This is a genomic window from Kitasatospora sp. NPDC054768 (assembly GCF_053612025.1).
Genome location: NZ_JBSHBN010000173.1, coordinates 1 through 19654, shown reverse-complemented (window position 1 = coordinate 19654; position 19654 = coordinate 1). Strand labels below are relative to the sequence as shown.

Annotated in this window: 16 protein-coding genes; 10 read left to right on the top strand and 6 right to left on the bottom strand. The window is 75.0% G+C overall.

Annotated elements, in window-relative coordinates:
- Nucleotides 1-192 precede the first annotated feature (192 nt).
- Both ACWGKU_RS34665 and ACWGKU_RS34660 read left to right on the top strand, forming a co-directional pair.
- Nucleotides 193-657, top strand: coding sequence for a DUF6193 family natural product biosynthesis protein (locus tag ACWGKU_RS34665; RefSeq protein WP_401049793.1), 465 nt, complete (start codon nt 193-195; stop codon nt 655-657).
- 81 nt (nt 658-738) lie between these two features.
- On the top strand, nt 739-1254 hold the full coding sequence (locus ACWGKU_RS34660; RefSeq protein ID WP_401049795.1) for a histidine kinase: 516 nt from the start codon (nt 739-741) through the stop codon (nt 1252-1254).
- A gap of 93 nt (nt 1255-1347) precedes the next feature.
- Here the strand turns inward: ACWGKU_RS34660 and ACWGKU_RS34655 are convergent, their stop codons facing one another.
- A complete protein-coding gene (locus ACWGKU_RS34655) occupies nt 1348-3729 on the bottom strand; it encodes an FtsX-like permease family protein (RefSeq protein ID WP_452180537.1) in 2382 nt (793 codons plus the stop codon).
- Nucleotides 3726-4427 (bottom strand): ABC transporter ATP-binding protein, encoded by a 702-nt coding sequence (locus ACWGKU_RS34650; RefSeq protein ID WP_401049801.1) that lies wholly within the window; start codon nt 4425-4427, stop codon nt 3726-3728. Before ACWGKU_RS34650 ends, ACWGKU_RS34655 begins: the two co-directional genes overlap by 4 nt.
- Before the next feature lie 210 nt (nt 4428-4637).
- On the opposite strand from ACWGKU_RS34650, the gene ACWGKU_RS34645 reads away from it, so the two are divergent.
- Complete coding sequence (locus tag ACWGKU_RS34645) at nt 4638-5876, top strand: sensor histidine kinase (RefSeq protein ID WP_401052695.1); 1239 nt, start codon at nt 4638-4640, stop codon at nt 5874-5876.
- Complete coding sequence (locus tag ACWGKU_RS34640; protein ID WP_401052686.1) at nt 5873-6574, top strand: response regulator; 702 nt, start codon at nt 5873-5875, stop codon at nt 6572-6574. Before ACWGKU_RS34645 ends, ACWGKU_RS34640 begins: the two co-directional genes overlap by 4 nt.
- 58 nt (nt 6575-6632) lie before the next feature.
- Here ACWGKU_RS34640 and katG read toward each other — a convergent pair whose 3' ends face one another.
- Nucleotides 6633-8849 carry a catalase/peroxidase HPI gene (gene katG / locus ACWGKU_RS34635; protein ID WP_401052689.1) on the bottom strand — a complete coding sequence of 739 codons (2217 nt, stop codon included), beginning with the start codon at nt 8847-8849 and terminating at the stop codon, nt 6633-6635.
- Between the two features lie 299 nt (nt 8850-9148).
- On the opposite strand from katG, the gene ACWGKU_RS34630 reads away from it, so the two are divergent.
- Together ACWGKU_RS34630 and ACWGKU_RS34625 are read left to right on the top strand one after the other, a co-directional pair.
- Nucleotides 9149-9562, top strand: coding sequence for a Fur family transcriptional regulator (locus tag ACWGKU_RS34630; RefSeq protein ID WP_401052692.1), 414 nt, complete (start codon nt 9149-9151; stop codon nt 9560-9562).
- Between the two features lie 135 nt (nt 9563-9697).
- Entirely contained in the window at nt 9698-10318 is a 621-nt protein-coding gene (locus ACWGKU_RS34625) for an L-threonylcarbamoyladenylate synthase (protein ID WP_359898790.1), read from the top strand.
- Between the two features lie 133 nt (nt 10319-10451).
- On the opposite strand, the gene ACWGKU_RS34620 is transcribed toward ACWGKU_RS34625, so the two are convergent.
- Complete coding sequence (locus ACWGKU_RS34620; RefSeq protein WP_452179643.1) at nt 10452-12689, bottom strand: MMPL family transporter; 2238 nt, start codon at nt 12687-12689, stop codon at nt 10452-10454.
- Nucleotides 12690-12910: 221 nt separating this feature from the next.
- Between ACWGKU_RS34620 and ACWGKU_RS34615 the strand changes: the two genes are divergently transcribed.
- Both ACWGKU_RS34615 and ACWGKU_RS34610 read left to right on the top strand, forming a co-directional pair.
- A complete protein-coding gene (locus tag ACWGKU_RS34615; protein WP_452179644.1) occupies nt 12911-14212 on the top strand; it encodes a sensor histidine kinase in 1302 nt (433 codons plus the stop codon).
- Nucleotides 14209-14991, top strand: coding sequence for a response regulator transcription factor (locus ACWGKU_RS34610; protein ID WP_452179645.1), 783 nt, complete (start codon nt 14209-14211; stop codon nt 14989-14991). Before ACWGKU_RS34615 ends, ACWGKU_RS34610 begins: the two co-directional genes overlap by 4 nt.
- A gap of 27 nt (nt 14992-15018) precedes the next feature.
- On the opposite strand, the gene ACWGKU_RS34605 is transcribed toward ACWGKU_RS34610, so the two are convergent.
- The gene (locus tag ACWGKU_RS34605) at nt 15019-16320 is read right to left on the bottom strand and encodes a cytochrome P450 (RefSeq protein ID WP_452179646.1); all 1302 of its coding nucleotides are present in this window, start codon (nt 16318-16320) and stop codon (nt 15019-15021) included.
- 35 nt (nt 16321-16355) lie between these two features.
- On the opposite strand from ACWGKU_RS34605, the gene ACWGKU_RS34600 reads away from it, so the two are divergent.
- A complete protein-coding gene (locus tag ACWGKU_RS34600; RefSeq protein WP_401049578.1) occupies nt 16356-16565 on the top strand; it encodes a hypothetical protein in 210 nt (69 codons plus the stop codon).
- A gap of 113 nt (nt 16566-16678) precedes the next feature.
- The gene (locus tag ACWGKU_RS34595; RefSeq protein ID WP_452179647.1) at nt 16679-18754 is read left to right on the top strand and encodes a tetratricopeptide repeat protein; all 2076 of its coding nucleotides are present in this window, start codon (nt 16679-16681) and stop codon (nt 18752-18754) included.
- On the opposite strand, the gene ACWGKU_RS34590 is transcribed toward ACWGKU_RS34595, so the two are convergent.
- Nucleotides 18682-19527, bottom strand: a complete 846-nt coding sequence (locus ACWGKU_RS34590) for a helix-turn-helix domain-containing protein (RefSeq protein ID WP_452191698.1) — start codon at nt 19525-19527, stop codon at nt 18682-18684. The two genes, ACWGKU_RS34595 and ACWGKU_RS34590, sit on opposite strands and share 73 nt — an antisense overlap.
- Nucleotides 19528-19654: the final 127 nt, after the last annotated feature.

Genomic DNA, 19654 nt, shown 5'->3' with positions numbered 1-19654 from the left:
CGGCGCACGGAATCCACCTCGATGATCCAACTGTCCGACAGAAATGGTCGGGCCGACCGAGGTTCGACCCCGGGATCCGACCCGGCCCGGCGGCCGGACGTCGCCGGGCCGGGTCCGGGTCCGGGCCCGCCGTGCGGACGGGCCCGACGACCGTTTCCCTTTTGCGGAGGGCGCTGGGGCAGACTGCCCACCATGCGATCAGATGATCAGAGAGGCGCCCTGCCCAAGCCCGTCCTGCCGGACCTCGCCGCCGCCCGCGCGATCGGCCCCGAGGCCGCCACGGAGGCCCGCTGGGAGGGGCTCGTCCTGTCGTGGGAATGGCTCCAGCAGGACATCGGGCACGGCCCCGGAAGCTGCAACGACGGCCTGGTGCGCCTGCTGAAGGCCGCCCGCGCGGAGCCCCGGCTGCGCCGGCTCTTCCCCTGGACCAGCCACTACAACCTGCACTTCAGCCTGTCGACCTCGTTCCCGTGGGCAGCCGCGGGCGTGCCGTTCGCCGTGCCGCAGGACGGCGGCGGCTACCAGATCCACGGCCCGGGCGGCTCCGGGGTGCTCGGCACGCCCGCCACCCCGGAGGAGGCCGTCGCGCTGCTGGTCGAACACCTCCCGCCGGACCTCGGGCCGGTGTTCAACCACCCGGCGGACGGGCCGCGCTGAGGCCGCCGGGGTGGCAGCGCCCCGCACCGGGGGTCACGATGAAAGCCCGGCCACCTGCGGCCCCGGCCCGATCGGAGCGCGATGAGCGACCAGCACAACGTCGTCCTGCTGACCTTCCCCGACGCCGCCGCCTGGCGCCCGGCCTTCGACGAGGCGCAGCACCTGCCGGGCCTGCGGATGGTGGCGGCGATGGAGCGCAGCGCCGACGGGCTGCTGGAGGTCGCGGACACCTTCACCCGGGGCGCGGGGGTGGCCACCGTCGGCTCGGGCGTGCTGGGCGGCCTGATCGGGCTGCTCGGCGGGCCGGTCGGCGTGCTGCTGGGCTTCGCGGCCGGCGCGGCGATCGGCAACGCGGCCGAGGAGCACCAGGCGAGCGAGGGCGGCGCCGGGCTGATCCTGCTCTCGCCCCGGGTGCCGGACGGCGGGGCGCTGCTCGCGCTGGAGGTCCGGGAGTCCTCGCCCGCCCCGGCGGACGAGCTGGCCGACCGGCACGGGGCCTCGGTCGAGCGGATCGACGCGCGCGAGTTCGCCGAGCAGGTCCGGGCGGCCGAGCAGAAGGCCGACGGGCAGAAGGCGGACGGCGCGGGGGCCTCCTGAGCGCACCGGCCTCGTGAGCCGGGGCCGGACGGGACCGGACATCTGGTCCCGTCCGGCCTCGCCGTCACTCCCCCGCCCTCACTCCGCCCGCCCTCACTCCGCCCGCAGCGCGTCCACCGTGCGCGCCCGCGCCGCCCGTACGGCCGGGAGCAGGGCGCCGAGCAGGGCGATCAGCACGCCGCCGAGGGCGAGCAGGACCAGCACCGGGGTGCCGAACACGTCCAGCGCGGAGGCCGGGAAGGTCAGCCCGGCGCTGCGGCCCATCGCGGGCACCGTCAGGCCGTGCAGCAGCAGGCCCGCCGGCAGTCCGACCGCGCCGCCGACGGCCCCGACCGGCACCACCGAGGCGAGGACGACGCCCACGGTCTGCGCCGGGGTCATGCCGAGCGCCTTGGTGACGCCCGTGTCCCGGGTGCGCTCGCGGATCTCCAGGACGACGGTGTTGAACACTCCGAGCCCGGCGACCACGAGCAGCAGCGCGGTCAGGGTGGCGGTGAGCGAGTTCAGTGCGGCGATCGAGCCGCTGGAGCCGTGCGGTCCGCCGGTGTCGGCGGTCATGTGCTCCGGGGCGAGCGCGGCGCCGAGGGCGGTGGCGTAGGCGGTCCGGTCGGTGCCGGGCTTCAGTTTGACGACCCAGAAGTCCGGCCTGGGGGCCGTGCCGGACGGGTAGCCGGCGGCGTCGGTGAACAGCTCGTTGGTCTGCACGTGCGGGTCGAAGACCTCGCCGACGATCCGGACGGTGACCGGCCGGCCGTGGCTCGTGAAGGTCACCCGGTCGCCGAGCCCGACGGAGGCCTCGGTCAGGAAGGTGGCCGGGGCGACGGCCTCGCCCGGGCCCCGGTACCAGCGCCCGGTGACCATCCGGTAGCCCGCCCAGGAGGAGTCGCCGTCGAAGGCGGTCACCGTGGTGGTGCCGGCCACCCCGGGGACGGTGACGTCCTCGGTGCCGTTGCCGAAGTACGCGGCGGTGCCCGGCCGGGCGTCCAGCGCCGCGGTGACGACGGCCCGGTCGGCCGGGACCGGCCTGCCCGCCGGACCCGCCCCGGGCGGGCCGTCCGGGCGCGTCGGGTGCACCACGAGGTCCCCGGCGTCCCGTGTCTTCGCCTGCTGCACCCAGCCCATCGTCCCGCCCATGCCCACCGCGAAGACGGCCGCCGCCGTGCCGAACAGCACCGCCGCGAGCATCCCGGCCGCGCGGGCCGGGCGGGCGAAGGGCTGGGCGAGGCCGAGGGTCAGCGGGCGGGGCAGCGGCAGCCGGGCGGCCAGTGCGGCGGCCCGGGTGGCGAACGCGTCCCGCCGGGTGCCGCCCGCCGTACGGCCGACGGCGAGCGCGTCCACCGTGCGCAGCCGTCCGGCCCGGGCGGCGGCGGCCCAGGCGACCAGGGTGACGGCGGCCAGGGTGCCGCCCGCGACGGCGGCGTCCACCCGGGGGGCGAGGCCCGAGGCGGTGGTGCCGTAGAGCGATCCGGTGGTGGCGAGCACCGGGACGGTCAGTGCGTTGCCCGCGACCACCCCGAGCAGGGTGCCGGCGCCGGCCGGGATCAGCGCCTGGGCGACGTACGCGCGCACCACCTGGGCGGGGGTGCAGCCGAGCGCCTTGAGCACGCCGATCCGCCGGGTGGCGGTGCCTACGGCACCGGCCACCACATTGCCCGCGACCAGGACCGACATGGCCATCCCGAGCAGGCCGAAGGCGACCATGAAGGGCAGGAACAGGGCGGTGTTGCGGTCCGAGCCCTGCTTGGCGGTGAGCCAGGACTGCGCACCGGTGAGCGCCCCGCCGGGGGCGGCCGCGGCCACGGCGGCCCGGTCGGCGACCATGGCGTCGGCGCTGCCGGTGTCCGTGAAGCGGTAGAGCATCTCGTAGCCGGGGGTGCTGCCGGGTGCGGTGAGGGCGGCGATGCCGTCCGGGGTCACCCAGGCGTCCGAGGTCCGGCTGACGGAACGGGCGAAGCCGACGACCTTGAGGGTGGGCGCGCCCGGCAGGCCGGGCAGCCGCAGGGTGCCGCCCGGTTGCCGGGGCTTGTCGCCGTACCCGGCCTCGATCACCACCTCGCCCGGCTGCTGCGGCCAACTCCCTTGGAGCAGAGTGACGTCGTCGACCCCTGCGGTGGCCGCGGCGCGGCCGGTGACGGTCATCGGCGCCATCGTGATCCCGGGCGGCAGGTCCGTGCCGGAGCCGGGCTCGGGGTCGACGGTGACGGTGCGGTACGGCCCGGCGGCGGCCGTCACCCCGGGGGCGTGCGCGGTGGCGGCGAGCTGGTCGGCGCTCGCCCGGGCGCCGTCGAAGCGTGCGGTGAGGTGGGCGCCGTGCTGGCCGTCGAAGGCCTGCTCGAAGGGGGCCCGGGAGGCGACCAGCAGCGAGCCGCCGAGGACGGAGCAGGTGGTGGCCACCAGCGCGGCCAGTCCGACGGCGACGGACTGCGTCCGGCGCCTGCGCACACCGGCCCGGACGACCCTGCCGAGCGCGGTCATGACGCCACCGCCGGAGCCGAAGCCGAGTCCGCCTCGACCCGGCCGTCCCGCATCCGGACCGTCCGGGTGGCGCAGTCCTCGGCCAGGGCCAGGTCGTGGGTGACGAGCAGGACGGTCTGCCCGTCCTCGTGCAGGTCGCGGAACAGCTCCTTGACGTCCTCGCCGGCGGCCGAGTCCAGCGCGCCGGTCGGCTCGTCCGCCAGCAGCAGGGCCGGCCGGTTCATCAGCGCCCTCGCCACCGCGACGCGTTGGCGCTCGCCGCCGGAGAGCCGGCCCGGGTGGGCGCGGGTGTGCCGGTCGATGCCGAGCGCCTCCAGCAGTTCGGCCGCCCGGCGCCGGGCCTCGGCGCGCGGGACGCCGGCCAGTTCGCCGGCCAGCACCACGTTGTCGGCCACGGTGAGGTCGTCCAGCAGGTTGAAGAACTGGAACACCATGCCGATCGTGCCGCGCCGGTAGCGGGCCGAGGCCGCCTCGCCCAGCCGGTCCACCCGCACCCCGGCCACGGTGACCGTCCCGGCGCTGGGCCGGTCCAGCCCGGCGACCAGGTTCAGCAGGGTGGACTTCCCGCTGCCGGACGGGCCGAGCACGGCCACCGACTCCCCCGCCCGCACGCTCAGCGTGACGTCGTCCAGGGCCGCCCGGGCGCCCTCGTAGTGGCGGCTCACGCCGCTCAGTTCGATCACCGGATCGCTGCTCATGTCCCCGCTCCTCGTCGCTTCCCGTCTGGTGCCGCGACGAAGGTACGGACGGGCGGCGCGGGTCCGCGTCCGCCGACCGCCGCAGGTTCCGTACCGCGTCGGGTGGACGGGCGCCGGCGTCATCCCTCCGATGTAGTCGTGGGGAGTACCGGCCACCCCCCGGCCGAGGGGCTGTCCCGCGGGGGCCGTGGCCCCCACAATGTCCCGGTGATCAACCATCCGACGGTGCGCCGGCTGCGCGCGGCGGTCCGCCCGGCCGACGGCCCGGGCACCGCGCCGCCGCCCCGGCCGACCCGGCGCGGCCAGGCCTTCGACGTGGCCCTGGCCCTCTTCCTCGCCTTCACCGGCGGGCGCTACGCGACCATCGCGGGCGGCCCGCACGGAACGGCGCTGTCCTGGCTGCTGCTGCTGGTGCCGCTCGTCCCGCTGCCGCTGGTCCTGCGCCGCCGCTACCCGCTGGCGGTGCTGTGGACGGTGCTGCCGGCCGCGCTGCTGGTCCGGCACCAGTCGCAGGACATCGCGTACTCGGCGGGCGTGGCGGTGGTCGTCGCCGCGTACAGCGCCGCCGCGTACGGGCGCCGCCCCCGGGCCCTGCTGCTCGGCCTGCCGGCCGCCACCGCCGCCCTGGTGGTGCTCTTCTCCGCGGCCAAACTGCCGCACTTCCCCAACGGGGTGATCGCCGTCCTGCTCCTGGTGCCGGTGTTCGCGGTCGCGTACGAACTGCGGATGTGGCGCCGCCGGGTGGAGGAGGGGCGGGAGCGGCTCTCCGCCCTGGAGCGCGAGCAGCTGGCCGCGCTGCAGCGCGCGGTGGAGCTCGAACGGGCCAGGATCGCCCGGGAGTTGCACGATGTCGTCACCCACAACGTGAGCATGATGACGATCCAGGCCGGGGCGGCCCGCAAGATCCTGGACACCGCGCCGGAGAGGGCCCGCGAGGCGATGCTCGCGGTGGAGTCCGGCGGCCGCGCGGCGATGACCGAACTCCGGCACGTGATGGGCCTGTTGACCATCGACTCGGAGAGCGCCGACAACCCGGCCGCCGGGGCCGGCCTCAGCCCGCAGCCGGGCCTCGGCCGGCTGGAGACGCTGGTCCACGGCGTCCGGCAGGCCGGGCTGCCGGTCGAGCTGACCGTCCGCGGCGAGCGCCGCGCCGTCCCGCCCGGGGTCGAGCTGGCCGCCTACCGGGTCGTCCAGGAGGCGCTCACCAACACCGTCAAGCACGCGGGCGGCGCCCACGCCGCGGTGACCGTCGAGTACGCCCCCGACCGGCTGCTGGTGGAGGTCACCGACACCGGAGGCCGTCCCACCGGCGCCGCCGCCACCGGCAACGGACGCGGCCTGCTCGGCCTGCGCGAACGCCTCGCCGTCTACGGCGGCACCCTGCACACCGACCCCCGGCCGCGCGGCGGCTACCGCGTCAAGGCCCTGATTCCCCTGGAGAGTTCATGACCGAGCAGCCGCTGCGGGTGGTGGTCGCCGATGACCAGGCCCTGGTCCGCACCGGGTTCCGGCTGATCCTGGAGTCGGAGGGCATCGAGGTGGTGGCCGAGGCCGAGGACGGCGAGCAGGCCGTCGCCGCCGTCCGCCGCTGCCGGCCGGACGTGGTGCTGATGGACATCCGGATGCCCGGCCTGGACGGGCTGGAGGCCGCCCGCCGGATCCTGGCGGACGGCGCGCAGGAGCCGCCGCGGATCATCATGCTGACCACCTTCGACCTCGACCACTACGTCTACGCGGCGATGGCCGCCGGGGCCAGCGGCTTCCTGCTGAAGGACGTCACCCCGGAGCACCTGGCGGCCGCCGTCCGGCTGGTCCGCACCGGGGACGCGCTGCTCGCCCCGGCGATCACCCGCCGTCTGGTCGAGCGCTTCGCCCGCCCGGAGAGCCCGGCAGGCCCCGCCGCCCCGCACCGGGAGCTGGGCACGCTCACCCCGCGCGAGCTGGAGGTGACGGGGCTGCTCGCCCGCGGCCTCAGCAACGCCGAACTCGCCGCCCGACTGGGGCTGTCCGAGGCGACGGTGAAGACGCACGTGGCCCGGATCCTCGGCAAGCTGGGCCTGCGGGACCGGGCCCAGGTGGTGGTCGCGGCGTACGAGACCGGGCTGGTCAGCGTGGGGTCCGTCGCCGATCCGGCTCGGGGCCGGTGACGCGCGACGGGAGCCCGGGGCCTCACCGCCCCGGGCTCCCGTCGTCAGGCGCCGCGGATCAGCGGAGGTCGAAGCGGTCCGCGTTCATGACCTTGACCCAGGCCGCGACGAAGTCCTCGACGAACTTCTCCTTGGCGTCGTCGGCCGCGTACACCTCGGCGACGGCCCGCAGTTCGGCGTTCGAGCCGAAGACCAGGTCGGCGCGGGTGCCGGTCCAGCGCACCCGGCCCGAACCGTCCCGGCCCTCGAAGGTGTGGGCGTCCTCCGAGGTGGCCTTCCACGCGGTGTCCAGGTCCAGCAGGTTGACGAAGTAGTCGTTCGTCAGCACGCCGGGGGTCCCGGTGAGCACACCGTGCGTGGACCCGCCGTGGTTGGCGCCCAGCACGCGCAGGCCACCGACCAGGACGGTCAGCTCGGGCGCGCTGACGCCCAGCAGGTTGGCCTTGTCGAGCAGCAGGTACTCGGCCGGCAGCCGGTTGCCCTTGCCGACCCAGTTGCGGAAGCCGTCCGCCTTGGGCTCCATCGCGGCGAAGGACTCGGTGTCGGTCAGCTCCTGCGGCGCGTCCACCCGGCCGGGCGCGAACGGCACCTCGACGGCCAGCCCGGCCGCCCTGGCGGCCTGCTCGATGCCGACGCCGCCGGCCAGCACCACCAGGTCCGCGAGCGAGACCCGCTTGTCGCCGGCCTGCGCGTCGAACTCCTGCTGCACGCCTTCCAGGGCGCGCAGCACCGTGGCCAGCCGGTCGGGCTCGTTGACCTCCCAGCCGATCTGCGGCTGGAGCCGGATGCGGCCGCCGTTGGCCCCGCCGCGCTTGTCGCTGGAGCGGAAGGAGGAGGCCGCCGCCCAGGCGGTGGAGACCAGTTCGGACACCGACAGGCCGGTGGCGTTGATCCGCCGCTTGAGGTCGGCGACGTCGGCCGCGCCGATCGGCCGGTACGTGACCCCCGGCAGCGGGTCCTGCCAGAGCAGGTGCTCGCCCGGGACCTCGGGGCCGAGGTAGCGGACCACCGGGCCCATGTCGCGGTGGGTCAGCTTGTACCAGGCGCGGGCGAAGGCGTCGGCGAACTCCTCCGGGTTCTCCAGGAAGCGCCGGGAGATCGGCTCGTAGACCGGGTCGAAGCGCAGCGACAGGTCCGTGGTGAGCATGATCGGCACGTGCCGCTTGGCCGGGTCGTGGGCGTCCGGGACGGTGCCCTCGCCGCCGCCGTCCTTGGGCTTCCACTGGTGCGCGCCGGCCGGGCTCTTGGTGAGCTCCCACTCGTAGCCGAACAGCGTCTCGAAGAAGCTGTTGTCCCAGGTGATCGGGGTGGGCGTCCAGGTGCCCTCCAGACCGCTGGTGATCGCGTCGCCGCCGACGCCGGTGCCGAAGGTGCTCTTCCAGCCGAGGCCCTGCTGCTCGATCGGGGCGTCCTCGGGGGCCGGGCCGACGCTGTCGGCCGGGCCGGCGCCGTGGGTCTTGCCGAAGGTGTGGCCGCCGGCGATCAGCGCGACGGTCTCCTCGTCGTTCATCGCCATCCGGTAGAAGGTCTCGCGGATGTCGCGGGCGGCGGCGATCGGGTCCGGGTTGCCGTTGGGGCCCTCGGGGTTGACGTAGATCAGGCCCATCTGGACGGCGGCCAGCGGGCTCTCCAGCTCGCGGTCGCCGGTGTAGCGCTCGTCGCCGAGCCAGGTGGTCTCCGGGCCCCAGTAGACGTCCTCGTCCGGCTCCCACTCGTCGACCCGGCCGCCGCCGAAGCCGAAGGTGGCGAAGCCCATGCCCTCCAGGGCCACGTTGCCGGACAGGATGATCAGGTCGGCCCAGGACAGGGCGCGCCCGTACTTCTTCTTCACCGGCCACAGCAGGCGGCGGGCCTTGTCGAGGCTGGCGTTGTCGGGCCAGCTGTTCAGCGGGGCGAAGCGCTGCTGGCCGCCGCCGGCGCCGCCGCGGCCGTCGCTGATCCGGTAGGTGCCGGCGCTGTGCCAGGCCATCCGGATGATGAAGGGGCCGTAGTAGCCGAAGTCGGCCGGCCACCAGTCCTTCGAGGTGGAGAGGGCCTCCTGGATGTCCCGCTTGACGGCCGGGAGGTCGAGGGTCTTGAAGGCCTCGGCGTAGTCGAATCCGCCACCGAGCGGATTGGCCACCGCCGGGTTCTTCGCGAGGATCTTCAGGTTGAGCCGTTCCGGCCACCACTGGCGGTTCCCGCCGCCCTGGGTGGGGTGCGGCGCCCGCCCGTGGTTCACCGGGCAGCCCTCCGCGTTCGCCTCTACGCCGGTTGCATCGTGGTTGTCAGACATGGGAATCCTTCCCTCACAAGGCGGATCACGGTGTCTTCATCTGCTACCTACGGCACCTACTGCTGCTGTCTGGTCCTGGCGCGCCGCGTGTTGCCACTGCTGTCACTGCCCGCCGTTGCGCACGGCAGTGACGGGGGTCACATGCTGCTGCCACCCAGGCTAGCGCCGGAGCCGATCCTACGATGGACGGATTCCAAGTCAAGAAAGACACCAAAGCCATATCCGATCGGGAACCGGAAGGCACCGGAGGTGAATTGGTAAACTCCGGTCCTCCCCTTGACCTGAATAGGTGAACCGATATGAGTGACCTGCTGGAGCGGCTGCGCGGGCGCGGCTGGCGCCTCACCTCCCAGCGGCGTGTCGTGGCCGAGGTCCTGGACGGCGAGCACGTGCACCTGACCGCCGACGAGGTGCACGCCCGGGCGGCGGAGCGCCTCCCGGAGATCTCCCGGGCGACGGTCTACAACACGCTCGGTGAACTGGTCACCCTGGGCGAGGTCGTCGAGGTGGCCACCGACGGGCGCGCCAAGCGCTACGACCCGAACGCCCACCACCCTCACCAGCACCTGGTCTGCACCGGCTGCGGCGCCATCCGCGACGTCCACCCGCGGGGCAATCCGCTCGCCGACCTTCCGGCCGAGCAGCGCTTCGGATTCGCCGTGGTGCAGGCGGAGGTCACCTACCGGGGACTGTGCCCGGACTGCGCGGGCTGATCGCCCCGGCGGCCGGCCGGACGCGGGACGGTGCCCGGCGGCGCGGCCCCGGGCAGCGGCGGCGCGGCCCCGGGCACCGGGGGCGGGACGCGGTGGCTGCACCGGGCGACGACCGGGATCCCGTAGGGTCGGCCAATGGCGAAGTACTTCGACGTGCATCCAGAGTCCCCCCAGCCGCGCACCATCGGCACCGTGGCCGCCGGCCTCCGGTCCGGGAACCTCATCGCGTACCCGACCGACTCCTGTTTCGCCCTGGGCTGTCGCCTGGAGAACCGCGACGGCCTCGAACGGATCCGGTCGATCCGGCGTCTCGACGACCGCCACCACTTCACACTGATGTGCATGGACTTCGCCCAGCTGGGCCAGTTCGTCCACATCGACAACGACGTCTTCCGCGCCGTCAAGGCCTCGACGCCGGGCAGCTACACCTTCATCCTCCCCGCCACCAAGGAGGTGCCGCGCCGCCTGATGCACCCGAAGAAGAAGACGGTCGGGGTGCGGATCCCCGATCACGTCGTCACCCGGGCCCTGCTCGCCGAACTCGGTGAGCCCCTGGTCTCCAGCACCCTGCTCCTCCCCGGCGAGGACGAGCCGATGACCCAGGGATGGGAGATCAAGGAGCGGCTCGACCACGTGCTGGACGCCGTGCTGGATTCGGGCGACTGCGGCACGGTGCCGACGACGGTCGTCGACTACTCCAGCGGCGAGCCGGAGATCGTCCGGCGCGGGGCCGGCGACCCCGCGCGCTTCGAGTGAGGGGCCGGGCACCACGGCGGCCATGACGCCGGGGACCCTTCGGGCCGGCTCGGGGCCGGGCCCGAAGGGTCCCCGGGAGGGAACGCCTCGGTGGAGACCGGTGTGACCGGTGCGACCGGTGTGACCGGTTCGCTCAGCGGGTGCCGAGGCGGTCCGGGGCCGGGCGCGGGGCGGCCACCGGGGCCGCGGCGGTGTCCGGCCCCGTCGTGGTCGGTGCCGTCGTGGTCGGAGCGGCCGGGGTGGGGCGCAGAGGCCACCAGAGGGAGCGGCCGAGGAGGGCGGCCAGGGCCGGGACCACGCCGAGCGAGAGGACCAGGGCGGAGAGCAGGATGCCGAGGGTCAGCGAGAAGGCGATCTGCTCGCTGCCCGGGGTGGTCGCCAGGGTGGCGAAGGAACCGGCCAGGACGAGACCGGCCGTGGCGACGGCCGGCGCGGTGTGCCGGACGGCGCGGGCCACGGCGTCGCGGGGCGCACCGGGCCGCCGCATCTCCTCACGGATGCGGTCGGTGACGAGGATGTTGTAGTCGGTGCCCAGGGCGACGACGAACAGGAACAGCACCAGCGGGAGGGTGAAGGCGACGCCCGGCTCGCCCAGGCCGTGCTGGAACAGCAGCGTGGCGGCGCCGAGGGTGGCGGCGAACCCGAGGCCGACGGCGAGCATCAGGACCACCGGGGCCAGCAGGCTGCGCAGGAGCAGCAGCAGGATCAGGGCGATCAGGGCGGCCGCGACCGGGAAGACCACGGTCAGATCGTGGTCGACGGCGGTGGAGATGTCGGCGAAGACCGCCGCCGTGCCGCCGACGTGGGCGCTGGTTCCGGGCGGGGTGTGCGCGGCGACCGCGGCACGGACCGGGCCGGAGGCCAGGTCGCGGGCCCGCTGGCTCTGCGGGTCGGCGTTCAGGTAGACCTCGATCCGGGCGGCGCGGTGGGCCTCGTCGAGGACGGTCCGGCCCACCTGGCCGACGCCCTCGACCCCGGTCAGGGCCCGGGAGAGGCCGTCGAACCGGCCGGCGTCGAGGGTGCCGCCGTCCTGGGCGACGAGGTAGACGGTCGTCGGGTCGGAGACGCCGGCCGGCAGGGCGCGGGAGATCTCCGCGGCGGTGGCCGCCGCCGCCGTCGTGGAGCCGTCCGCCAGGCTGTAGTCCATCCGCAGCCCGGCCGTGCCGGCGGCCAGCGCGCCGAGCAGGGCGACGGAGGCCGCCAGCAGCGCCAGCGGCCGGCGGGCGACGAGGCCGCCGAAACGGGCGGCGACGCCCTCACGCGGAACCCGCCGCAGACCGCGCGAGGGCCAGAACATCCCGCGGCCGCAGGCGGCGAGCAGGGCGGGCATCAGGGTGAGGCTGCCCAGCAGCATGACCAGCACCGCGACGGCGATGGCCGGGCCGAGCGAACGGAACTGGCCGAAGGTCGCCACGCCCAGGGTGGCGAAGGCGGCGACGATGGTCAGCGCCGCGGAGGTGATCGCGGTGCCCACCCGGCCCGCCACCTCGGCGGCCGCCTCCCGGGCGGGCTGGTCGGGCCGCGCCCGCAGGTGCTCGCGGAACCGGAAGAGCAGGAACAGCAGGTAGTCGACGCCGATGCCGAGCAGGACCACGGAGATCAGGCCCGGGGTGGAGGCGTCCAGCTTCAGACCGGCGAGCGCCGCCGCACCCGCCACGGCTCCGCCGGCCACGCCGCCGATCACGGCGACCGCGAGCAGCGGCAGCACGGCCGCGAGCACGCTGCGGAACACCAGCACGTTGAGCAGGACGATCAGCACCGTGACGAGGGCGCTGCCGATCATCGCGGCGGTCCGGTTGGCGTCGGCGCTGTCGGCGGCCTGGGCCAGGCCGCCGGTGAACCCGGTGCGCATCCCGAGGTCGGCGAAACGCGCGCGGGCGTCGTCCCGGAAGGCCTTGTAGACGCCCCGCACCCCCTCCTCCGTCGCGTTGCCGGTCAGCTCGACCGAGAGCAGTTCGAAGGTCCGGTCGGGCGCCACCATGGCGGGCGCGATCCGGGGCGTCTGGGAGTGGTCGGGCACGAGGAACTTCGGCTCGTCCTCCTTCCTCGGCATGACGACCCGGCGCTCGGCGAGCTTCGCCGCCTCGGCCTCGACCTTCTGCTGGTCGGCGGCGGTGAGCGCCCCGCCGTCGGTCCGGGCGACCAGCACCGTGACCGTGGTGGCGTCCGGCTTCACGCCGAAGTTGTCCTCGGCGATGCGCAGCGCGGCGGCCGAGTCGTAGCTGCGCGGCAGGAAGTCCCCGCTCTGGGACCCGGTCACCCGGGACATCAGCATCGGTGCCAGGAGGCTCAGCCCCATGCCCAGCACCGCCCAGACGGCGATGACCTTCCACGCGTGTCTGGTGGAGAATCCGGTCAGTGCGCGGATCACGATTCCTCCGGCTGATGGACGCGAACGTCGGTGTCGGCGCCGGGGGTTCCCGGCCTGTCTCCAGACCATCAGGGCGAGGGGGTCCCGGGCGTCCGGGCAGCGGACGATCCGCGCCGGGGCCCGCGGTCCTCCACCTGGGACGGAACCAGGACCGTGGTCCTGGTCCGCCCTCCCGGCGTCGGCCGCGGGGACCACGTCCGGGCCGGCGGGCCGGTGCCAGAATGGCTGCGTCAGTGATCAGCCGGGAGGACCAGATGGACGGGCGTCAGCACGCCGGGGCGGCCGCGGGTACGGACGGCCCGCCGGGGGAACGGACGGCGAACGGCGTCGACGGGCGGCCGGGGCGGTGGAGGGACGGGCTGCCGTGGACCCAGGGCGACGCCCTGGTGGCCGTCGGCGCCGGCACGGTCGACCTGGTCGGGTACCTGCTCCTCGGTCGGATCGCCGAGGGCCAGGGCATCACCGTTCCAGTCTTCGTCCTGGTCGCCCTCTCGGGCCTGCCGCTGCTCGCCCGGCGCAGCCGCCCGGTGCCGGCGCTCGCCGCCGTCCTGGTGCTCCAGACGGCCGTCGAGCTCTCCACCGCCCCGGCCGGCACCCGCTTCGGCGCCGTCCTGACCGTCGCCCTGTACTCGGTCGGCCGCAACTGCACCGTCCCGGTCACGGTGGCCGCCGGCGCGGCGACGGCGGTGGTCACGCCGCTGAGCCAGGGCCACTTCCACTCCCTGACCTGGGAGGGGGTCATCGCCGCGCCCTTCTCCGCCGCCCTGGTGGGCGGCGCCGGTCTGGCGGTCTCGCGCTGGCAGCGGGAGGTGGCCGCCAACCGCCAACTGCTGGCAGACCGCGCGGTCGCCGAGGAGCGCCGCCGCATCGCCCGGGAGCTGCACGACATCGTGGCCCACCACATCACCACCATGCAGCTGATGGCCGGCGGTGCCCGGGCCAACCTCGGCAGGCCGGAGGTGGTCCGGGACGCCCTGGTCACCCTGGAGTCCTCGGGGCGGCTGGCCCTGCGCGAGATGCGCCAGCTGCTGAACGTCCTGCGGACCGGCGACGAACCGGACACCGCCCCGCCGTTGCCCCAGCCCGGGGCGGACGAACTCGACCGGCTGGTGGACGAGTCCTGCCTGGCCGGGCTGTCGACCGAGTTCACCGTCGACGGGCCCCGGCGCCCGCTGCCGCCCACCGTCGGCCTGACCGTGTTCCGGATCGTCCAGGAGGGCCTCACCAACGCCCGCAAGTACGCCGGCCCCGCCCGGGCCTCCGTCCGCCTGGCGTACCACCCGGACCGGGTCACCGTCGAGGTGCGGGACGACGGCGTCGGCGCGCCCCCGCCGGTGTGCGCCCCGGGTGCGGGCCGGGCGGGGTACGGCCTGATCGGCATGCGCGAGCGCGTCGCCCTGCACGGCGGCACCCTGGAGACCGGCCCGCGGCCGGGCGGCGGCTTCGCCGTGGTGGCCGAGCTGCCGCTGAGCTCCGCCGAATCGTCCGAGGCGGCCGTCCAGCACGGCGGGGCGGGCCGATGACCGACCCGACCAGCCGTGCCGACGGCAACGCCGACGACACCGGCACCGGCACCGCCGACGGCAACGGCGCCGGACCCGCCCCGGCGATCAAGGTGCTCATCGTCGACGACCAGCCGCTGGTCCGCCGCGGCCTGTCCCTGATCCTCTTCCCCGACCCGTCCTTCGAGGTGGTCGGCGAGGCCGAGGACGGGGAGCGGGCCGTCGCCGCCGCCCTCCGGCTGCGCCCCGACGTCGTGGTGATGGACATCCGGATGCCCGTCCTGGACGGCGTCGGCGCGACCGGGGAACTGGCCCGCGTCCTGCCCGGCTGCCGGGTGCTCGCCCTCAGCACCTTCGACATGGACGAGTACGTGGTGGCCGCGCTGCGCGCCGGTGCCCACGGGTTCCTGCCCAAGGACGTCTCCCCGGAGGAGCTGGCCACGGCGATCCGGACCGTGCACGCCGGGGAGGCGGTGGTCGCTCCGAGGCTGCTCACCCGGCTGATCTCCGCCTACGTCCGGACGCCGGGCGCCACCGCCGCGCCGCCGCCGGCCGCCACCGGCACGGGCGACCTCACGCCCCGGGAGGTCGAGGTGTGGCGGCTGATCGCCACCGGCCTCGACAACACCGCGATCTCACTGGCCCTGGACATCAGCGTGTCGACGGTGAAGAACTACATCACCAGCATCTTCGGCAAGCTCGACGTCCGGGACCGCGCCCAGGCGGTCATCGCGGCCTACGAGTCCGGCCTGGTCACCGCCCGCACCGGGAACGGCGACCAGGCCGGAGGGCGCGCCTAGACGAACGGCCGACGAGGCACATCCCTCCTAAGTCCACCGGACCGGCAGCGACTTGAGGCCGTTCTGGAAGTTGGAGACCAGGTGCCGCGGCGGCCGGCCCGGGACCGGCGCGAGCCCGGGGAGCCGCTCGATCAGCCGGCGCAGCATCGATCGCAGCTGGAGCCGGGCGAGTTGGGCACCGAGGCAGAAGTGCGGGCCGTGGCCGAAGCTCACGTGGTCGTTCGGGCTGCGGGTGATGTCGAAGCGGTCCGGCTCGGGGAACACCTCCGCGTCCCGGTTGGCGGAGGCGTGGTAGACCACCACCTTGTCGCCCCGCCGGATCGTCCGGCCGCCCAGCTCCACGTCCCGCGTCGCCGTGCGGCGGAAATCCGTCACCGGCGCCCAGTGGCGCAGCATCTCCTCGACGGCGGAGGGCACCAAGCCAGGGTTCGCGCACAGCAGTTGGTACTGCTCCGGGTGACTGAGCAGGGTGTACAGGCCGCCGGGCAGGCCGTTGCGGACGGTCTCGTTCCCGGCGACGGCGAAGAGGAAGAACATGGTCTCGAACTCCTCGGCCGTCAGCCCCGCTTCGAGCGTCCTGGAGAGCAGGCCGCCCGGGGCGGGCCGCCGGGCCAGGCCGTGGGCGTAGGCGAACATGTCCGCCAGCGCGGCGCGGGAGCGGGGGTTGACCGGGCGGCCGTCCGGGGCGGTCCGGGTGGTGGGGCGGTGGGCGAGCGCGGCACGGCCGAGCTCGGTGAGTGCGGCCGGCTCCACGGTGCTGGAGTGGGCGTAGTCGGCGTCCTGGTAGCCGATCACCCGGTTCGCCCAGTCCAGCAGCAGCAACCGGTCCTGCTCCGGCACGCCCATCACCCGGGCCAGTGTCCACACCGGCAGGTCGGCGGCGAGCGGGACGAAGTCCGCGCGACCGGCCGGCCGCACCTCCTCGATCAGCTCCCGCACCCGGCCGTCGACCGCCTCGGCCAGCTCCGCGAGGGCGCGCGGGGTGAACGCCGCGGCGACGATCCGGCGCAGCCGGGAGTGGTCGGGCGGGTCCTGGTTGAGCATCATCGCCCGGGCGAACTCCAGGTCCGCCGGGGTGTCGGGGTCGCGGATCTGGGTGGCGCCCAGGTGCGAGGAGAACAGTTCGGGGCTGCGCAGCACGTGCTTGACGTCCGCGTGCCGCAGCACCGCCCAGTACCCGGGGCCTCCGGGCCACCCGCCGACCGGAGGCTCCTCGACCCAACAGACGGGAACGGACTCGCGGAGGTTCCGCAAGAGTTCGTGAGGAACGCCGTGGGCGTAGGTGTCCGGGAGGAAGATCTGGTTGACGTACGCCTGATCGAGGGTCACATGGACGGACGGTACGTCAGGGTCATCACGATGTCATGGACGGTGAAAAGGTGTTCGAGTTCAACGGGATGGTCGGTCCGGACGCTCGCTGCCTCGACGGCGGCGGCGAGCGCTGGACCACGCAGCCGGCCGGCGGGGCCACGACGGGCCACGCGGCGGCCGACCGGTTCCGGCCCGCCACCGAGGACGAGGCCGGACAGGCGCTCGGCGGCGGCCGGAGCCGCGAGGCGCGCACGTTCTGCTAGGCACGGTTCGATGCCGGCGGCGAGCGCGGCGGGGAGGCCGGTGACGAGGGCGCGGAGGGCCGGGCCTTCCATAATGGTGCCCATTCAACACGCGGGGCGGTGGGGGCGAGCAGGTGCAGGGCTGGCAGGTCAGGAACGGCATCGAGAACAGCACGGTCAACGGCAGCACCTTCCAGGCGCGCGAACTGACCGTCCACCAGTACGCCGCGCCGGCCGCCGACGTGCGGTGGCCGGTGGTGATCGGGCGGATCCCGCCCAGGGCGACGGCGTTCCAGCCCCGGGCGGAGCTGCGCCGGGCCATCGACGAGGCCCGCGGGGAGTACGGGACGGTCGTGCTGAGCCAGGTGCTGGCGGGCGGTGGCGGCGTCGGCAAGTCGCAGCTCGCGGCGCACTACGCGCGCGCGGCCGTCGAGGCGGGCACCGACCTGGTGCTGTGGGCCGACGCGGCCGAGCCGTCCGCCGTGACCGACCTGTACGCCCGGGCCGCCGTGGAGCTCCGGGTGCCCGGGGCGAGCGGCGAGGCCGAACAGGACGCGGAGCGCTTCCTCGCCTGGCTGGCCGTCACCGAGCGGGGCTGGCTGGTCGTCCTCGACAACACCACCGAGCACACTCCCGAGGAGCTCTGGCCCGTCACCAGCCGGGGCGGGCGCGGACGGGTCATCGCGACCACCCGCCACCGGGGAGCCGCCAGTACGGGCGGCGACCGGACCCTCGTGGACGTCACCACGTACTCCCCCGCCGAGTCCGCCGCCTACCTCGGCGAGCGGCTGGAGCGGGCCAAGTGCGCCCGCTTCCTCGACGAGCACGCGGAGGAGCTCGCCGAGGCGCTGGGCCACCTGCCGCTCGCGCTGGCCCACGCGGCCGCCTGCATGGTCAACACCCGGCGCGGCTGCGGCCGGTACCTGGAGCTCTTCCGCGACCGCTCCCGCAGCCTGGACGCCGTTCTGCCGGCCCGCTCCGGTGCCGACGGCTACCGGGGGCCGGTCGCGGCGGCGCTGCTGCTGGCCCTCGACGCGGCGCAGCAGGAGGAGCCGGTCGGGCTCGCCGGGCCGGTCCTCCGGTTGGCGGCGCTGCTCGACCCGGCCGGGCATCCGCAGGAGCTCTGGGGCACCGAGCCGGTGCTGGAGCATCTCGGCAGGGTCCGCGGCGCGCCCGTCACGGCCGACGACGCGATGGAGGCGCTCGCGCTCCTGCACAACTACAGCCTCGTCACCCTCACCGAGACCTCCCACCGGGAGGTGACCCTCCATGCGCTCACCGCCCGTGCCACCCTCGACACGGGTCCCGACTCGACGCGGGCGGGCATCGTGGTCGCCGAGGCCCTTCTCGAACTGTGGCCGACCGCGGACTACGGCATGCAGGGTTTGGCCGCGACGCTCCGGGCCAACACCGACGTGCTCACCAGGCACGGGCCCACCGGCCTGATCCAGCGGCCGCTGGGGATGCACCTGCTGCTGTTCCGCTGCGGCGCCAGCCTCGTGGAGGCGGGCCTGTACGCCACCGGCATCCAGTACTGGACGCATCTCGCCACCGCGAGCGAGCGCGTCCTGGGAGGCGACCATCCCGACACTCTCGCGGCCCTCGGGAACCTCGCGCAGTCGTGCTGGGAGGCCGGACGCACCGACGAGGCGATGAGTCTCCAGGAGCAGGTCCTCGCCGACCTCCAACGCCTCCACGGCAGCGACCACCCCACCGTCCTGATGGCCCGCAACAACCTGGCCGCCACCTACTCGGAGGCCGGACGCGTCGAGGACGCCATCGGTCTCCAGGAGCAGGTCCTCGCCGACCGCCGGCACGAGCTGGGCGCCGACCACCCGGACACCCTCACGTCCCGCAACAACCTGGCCGCCACCTACCTGGAGGCCGGACGCGTCGAGGACGCCGTCGGTCTCCAGGAGCGGGTCCTCGCCGACCGCCGGCGCGTCCTCGGCGGCGACCACCCGGACACCCTCACGTCCCGCAACAACCTCGCGGTCATGTACCTGCACGCCGGAGACGTGGAGCGAGGGGTGGAGATGCTCCGCCGGGCGGCGGCGGACCTCGACCGCGTCCTCGGCCCGGACCATCCGTCGACCGTCCTGGCCAGGGAGAACCTGCTCGAAGTGACGGGGGAACCTCAGCCCGAGGCCGCCCAGGACAGCAGCAGCCGCAGCCCGTCGTCCGACGCCGAGCCCGGGTCGGCGGTGTAGGTCACCAGCGCCTGGCCCGGGTCGTCGGCCGGCCGCAGGGTGTCGTACACGAGGTCGAGCGTGCCGGCCAGGGGGTGGCGGAAGGCCTTGCGGCCCGAGGTCTTGTCGGCGACCGGGTGGTCGGCCCACATCCGCTGGAACTCTTCGCTGCCCAGGCAGAGTTGGCCGATCAGCTCGGCGAGCAGCGGATCGTCGGGGCGGCGGCCGGCCTCCAGATGGAGGAAGGCGACGTTCTCCCGGGCGCACGCGGCCCAGTCGGCGTAGAGCTCGCGGGAGGCCGGGTCGAGGAAGGTGATGCGGGCGATGTTGCGCTCCTCGACCGGTAGGGCGCCGTAGTCGCCGAGGAGCGCGACGGCGGCGTGGTTCCAGGCCAGGACGTCCATCCGGTGGCCCATCACCAGGGCCGGGGTGTGCGGGAGCTGCTCCAGCAGGCGCAGCAGCGAGGGGCGGGGCCGCTGGCGCTCGACGGGGCGGCGGGGGCGGGCCGCGGGCCGGGCGAGGCGGTGCAGGTGGCCGGACTCGTCGGGGGCCAGCCGCAGGGCGCGGGCGACGGCGTCGAGGACGGCGTCCGACGGGTTGCCGACGCGGCCCTGTTCGAGGCGGGTGTAGTAGTCGACGCTGACTCCGGCGAGGTGGGCGAGCTCCTCGCGGCGCAGCCCGGCGACGCGGCGGCGGCCGCCGTAGTCGGGGAGGTCGACGTCCTCGGGCCGCAGGCCGGCGCGGCGGGTGCGGAGGAATTCGCTCAGGGCGCTGCTCGGGTTCACGTCATGGATTGTCACCCGGACGGGTGCCGCCGTGGGGGGGGCGGGGGGGGGCCGGGGCCCCGGGGGGCGGGGGGGGGGGCGCGGGGCCGCGCGGCGCCGGGCGGGGCCGGGCCCCGGCGCCCCGCGCGAACCACTC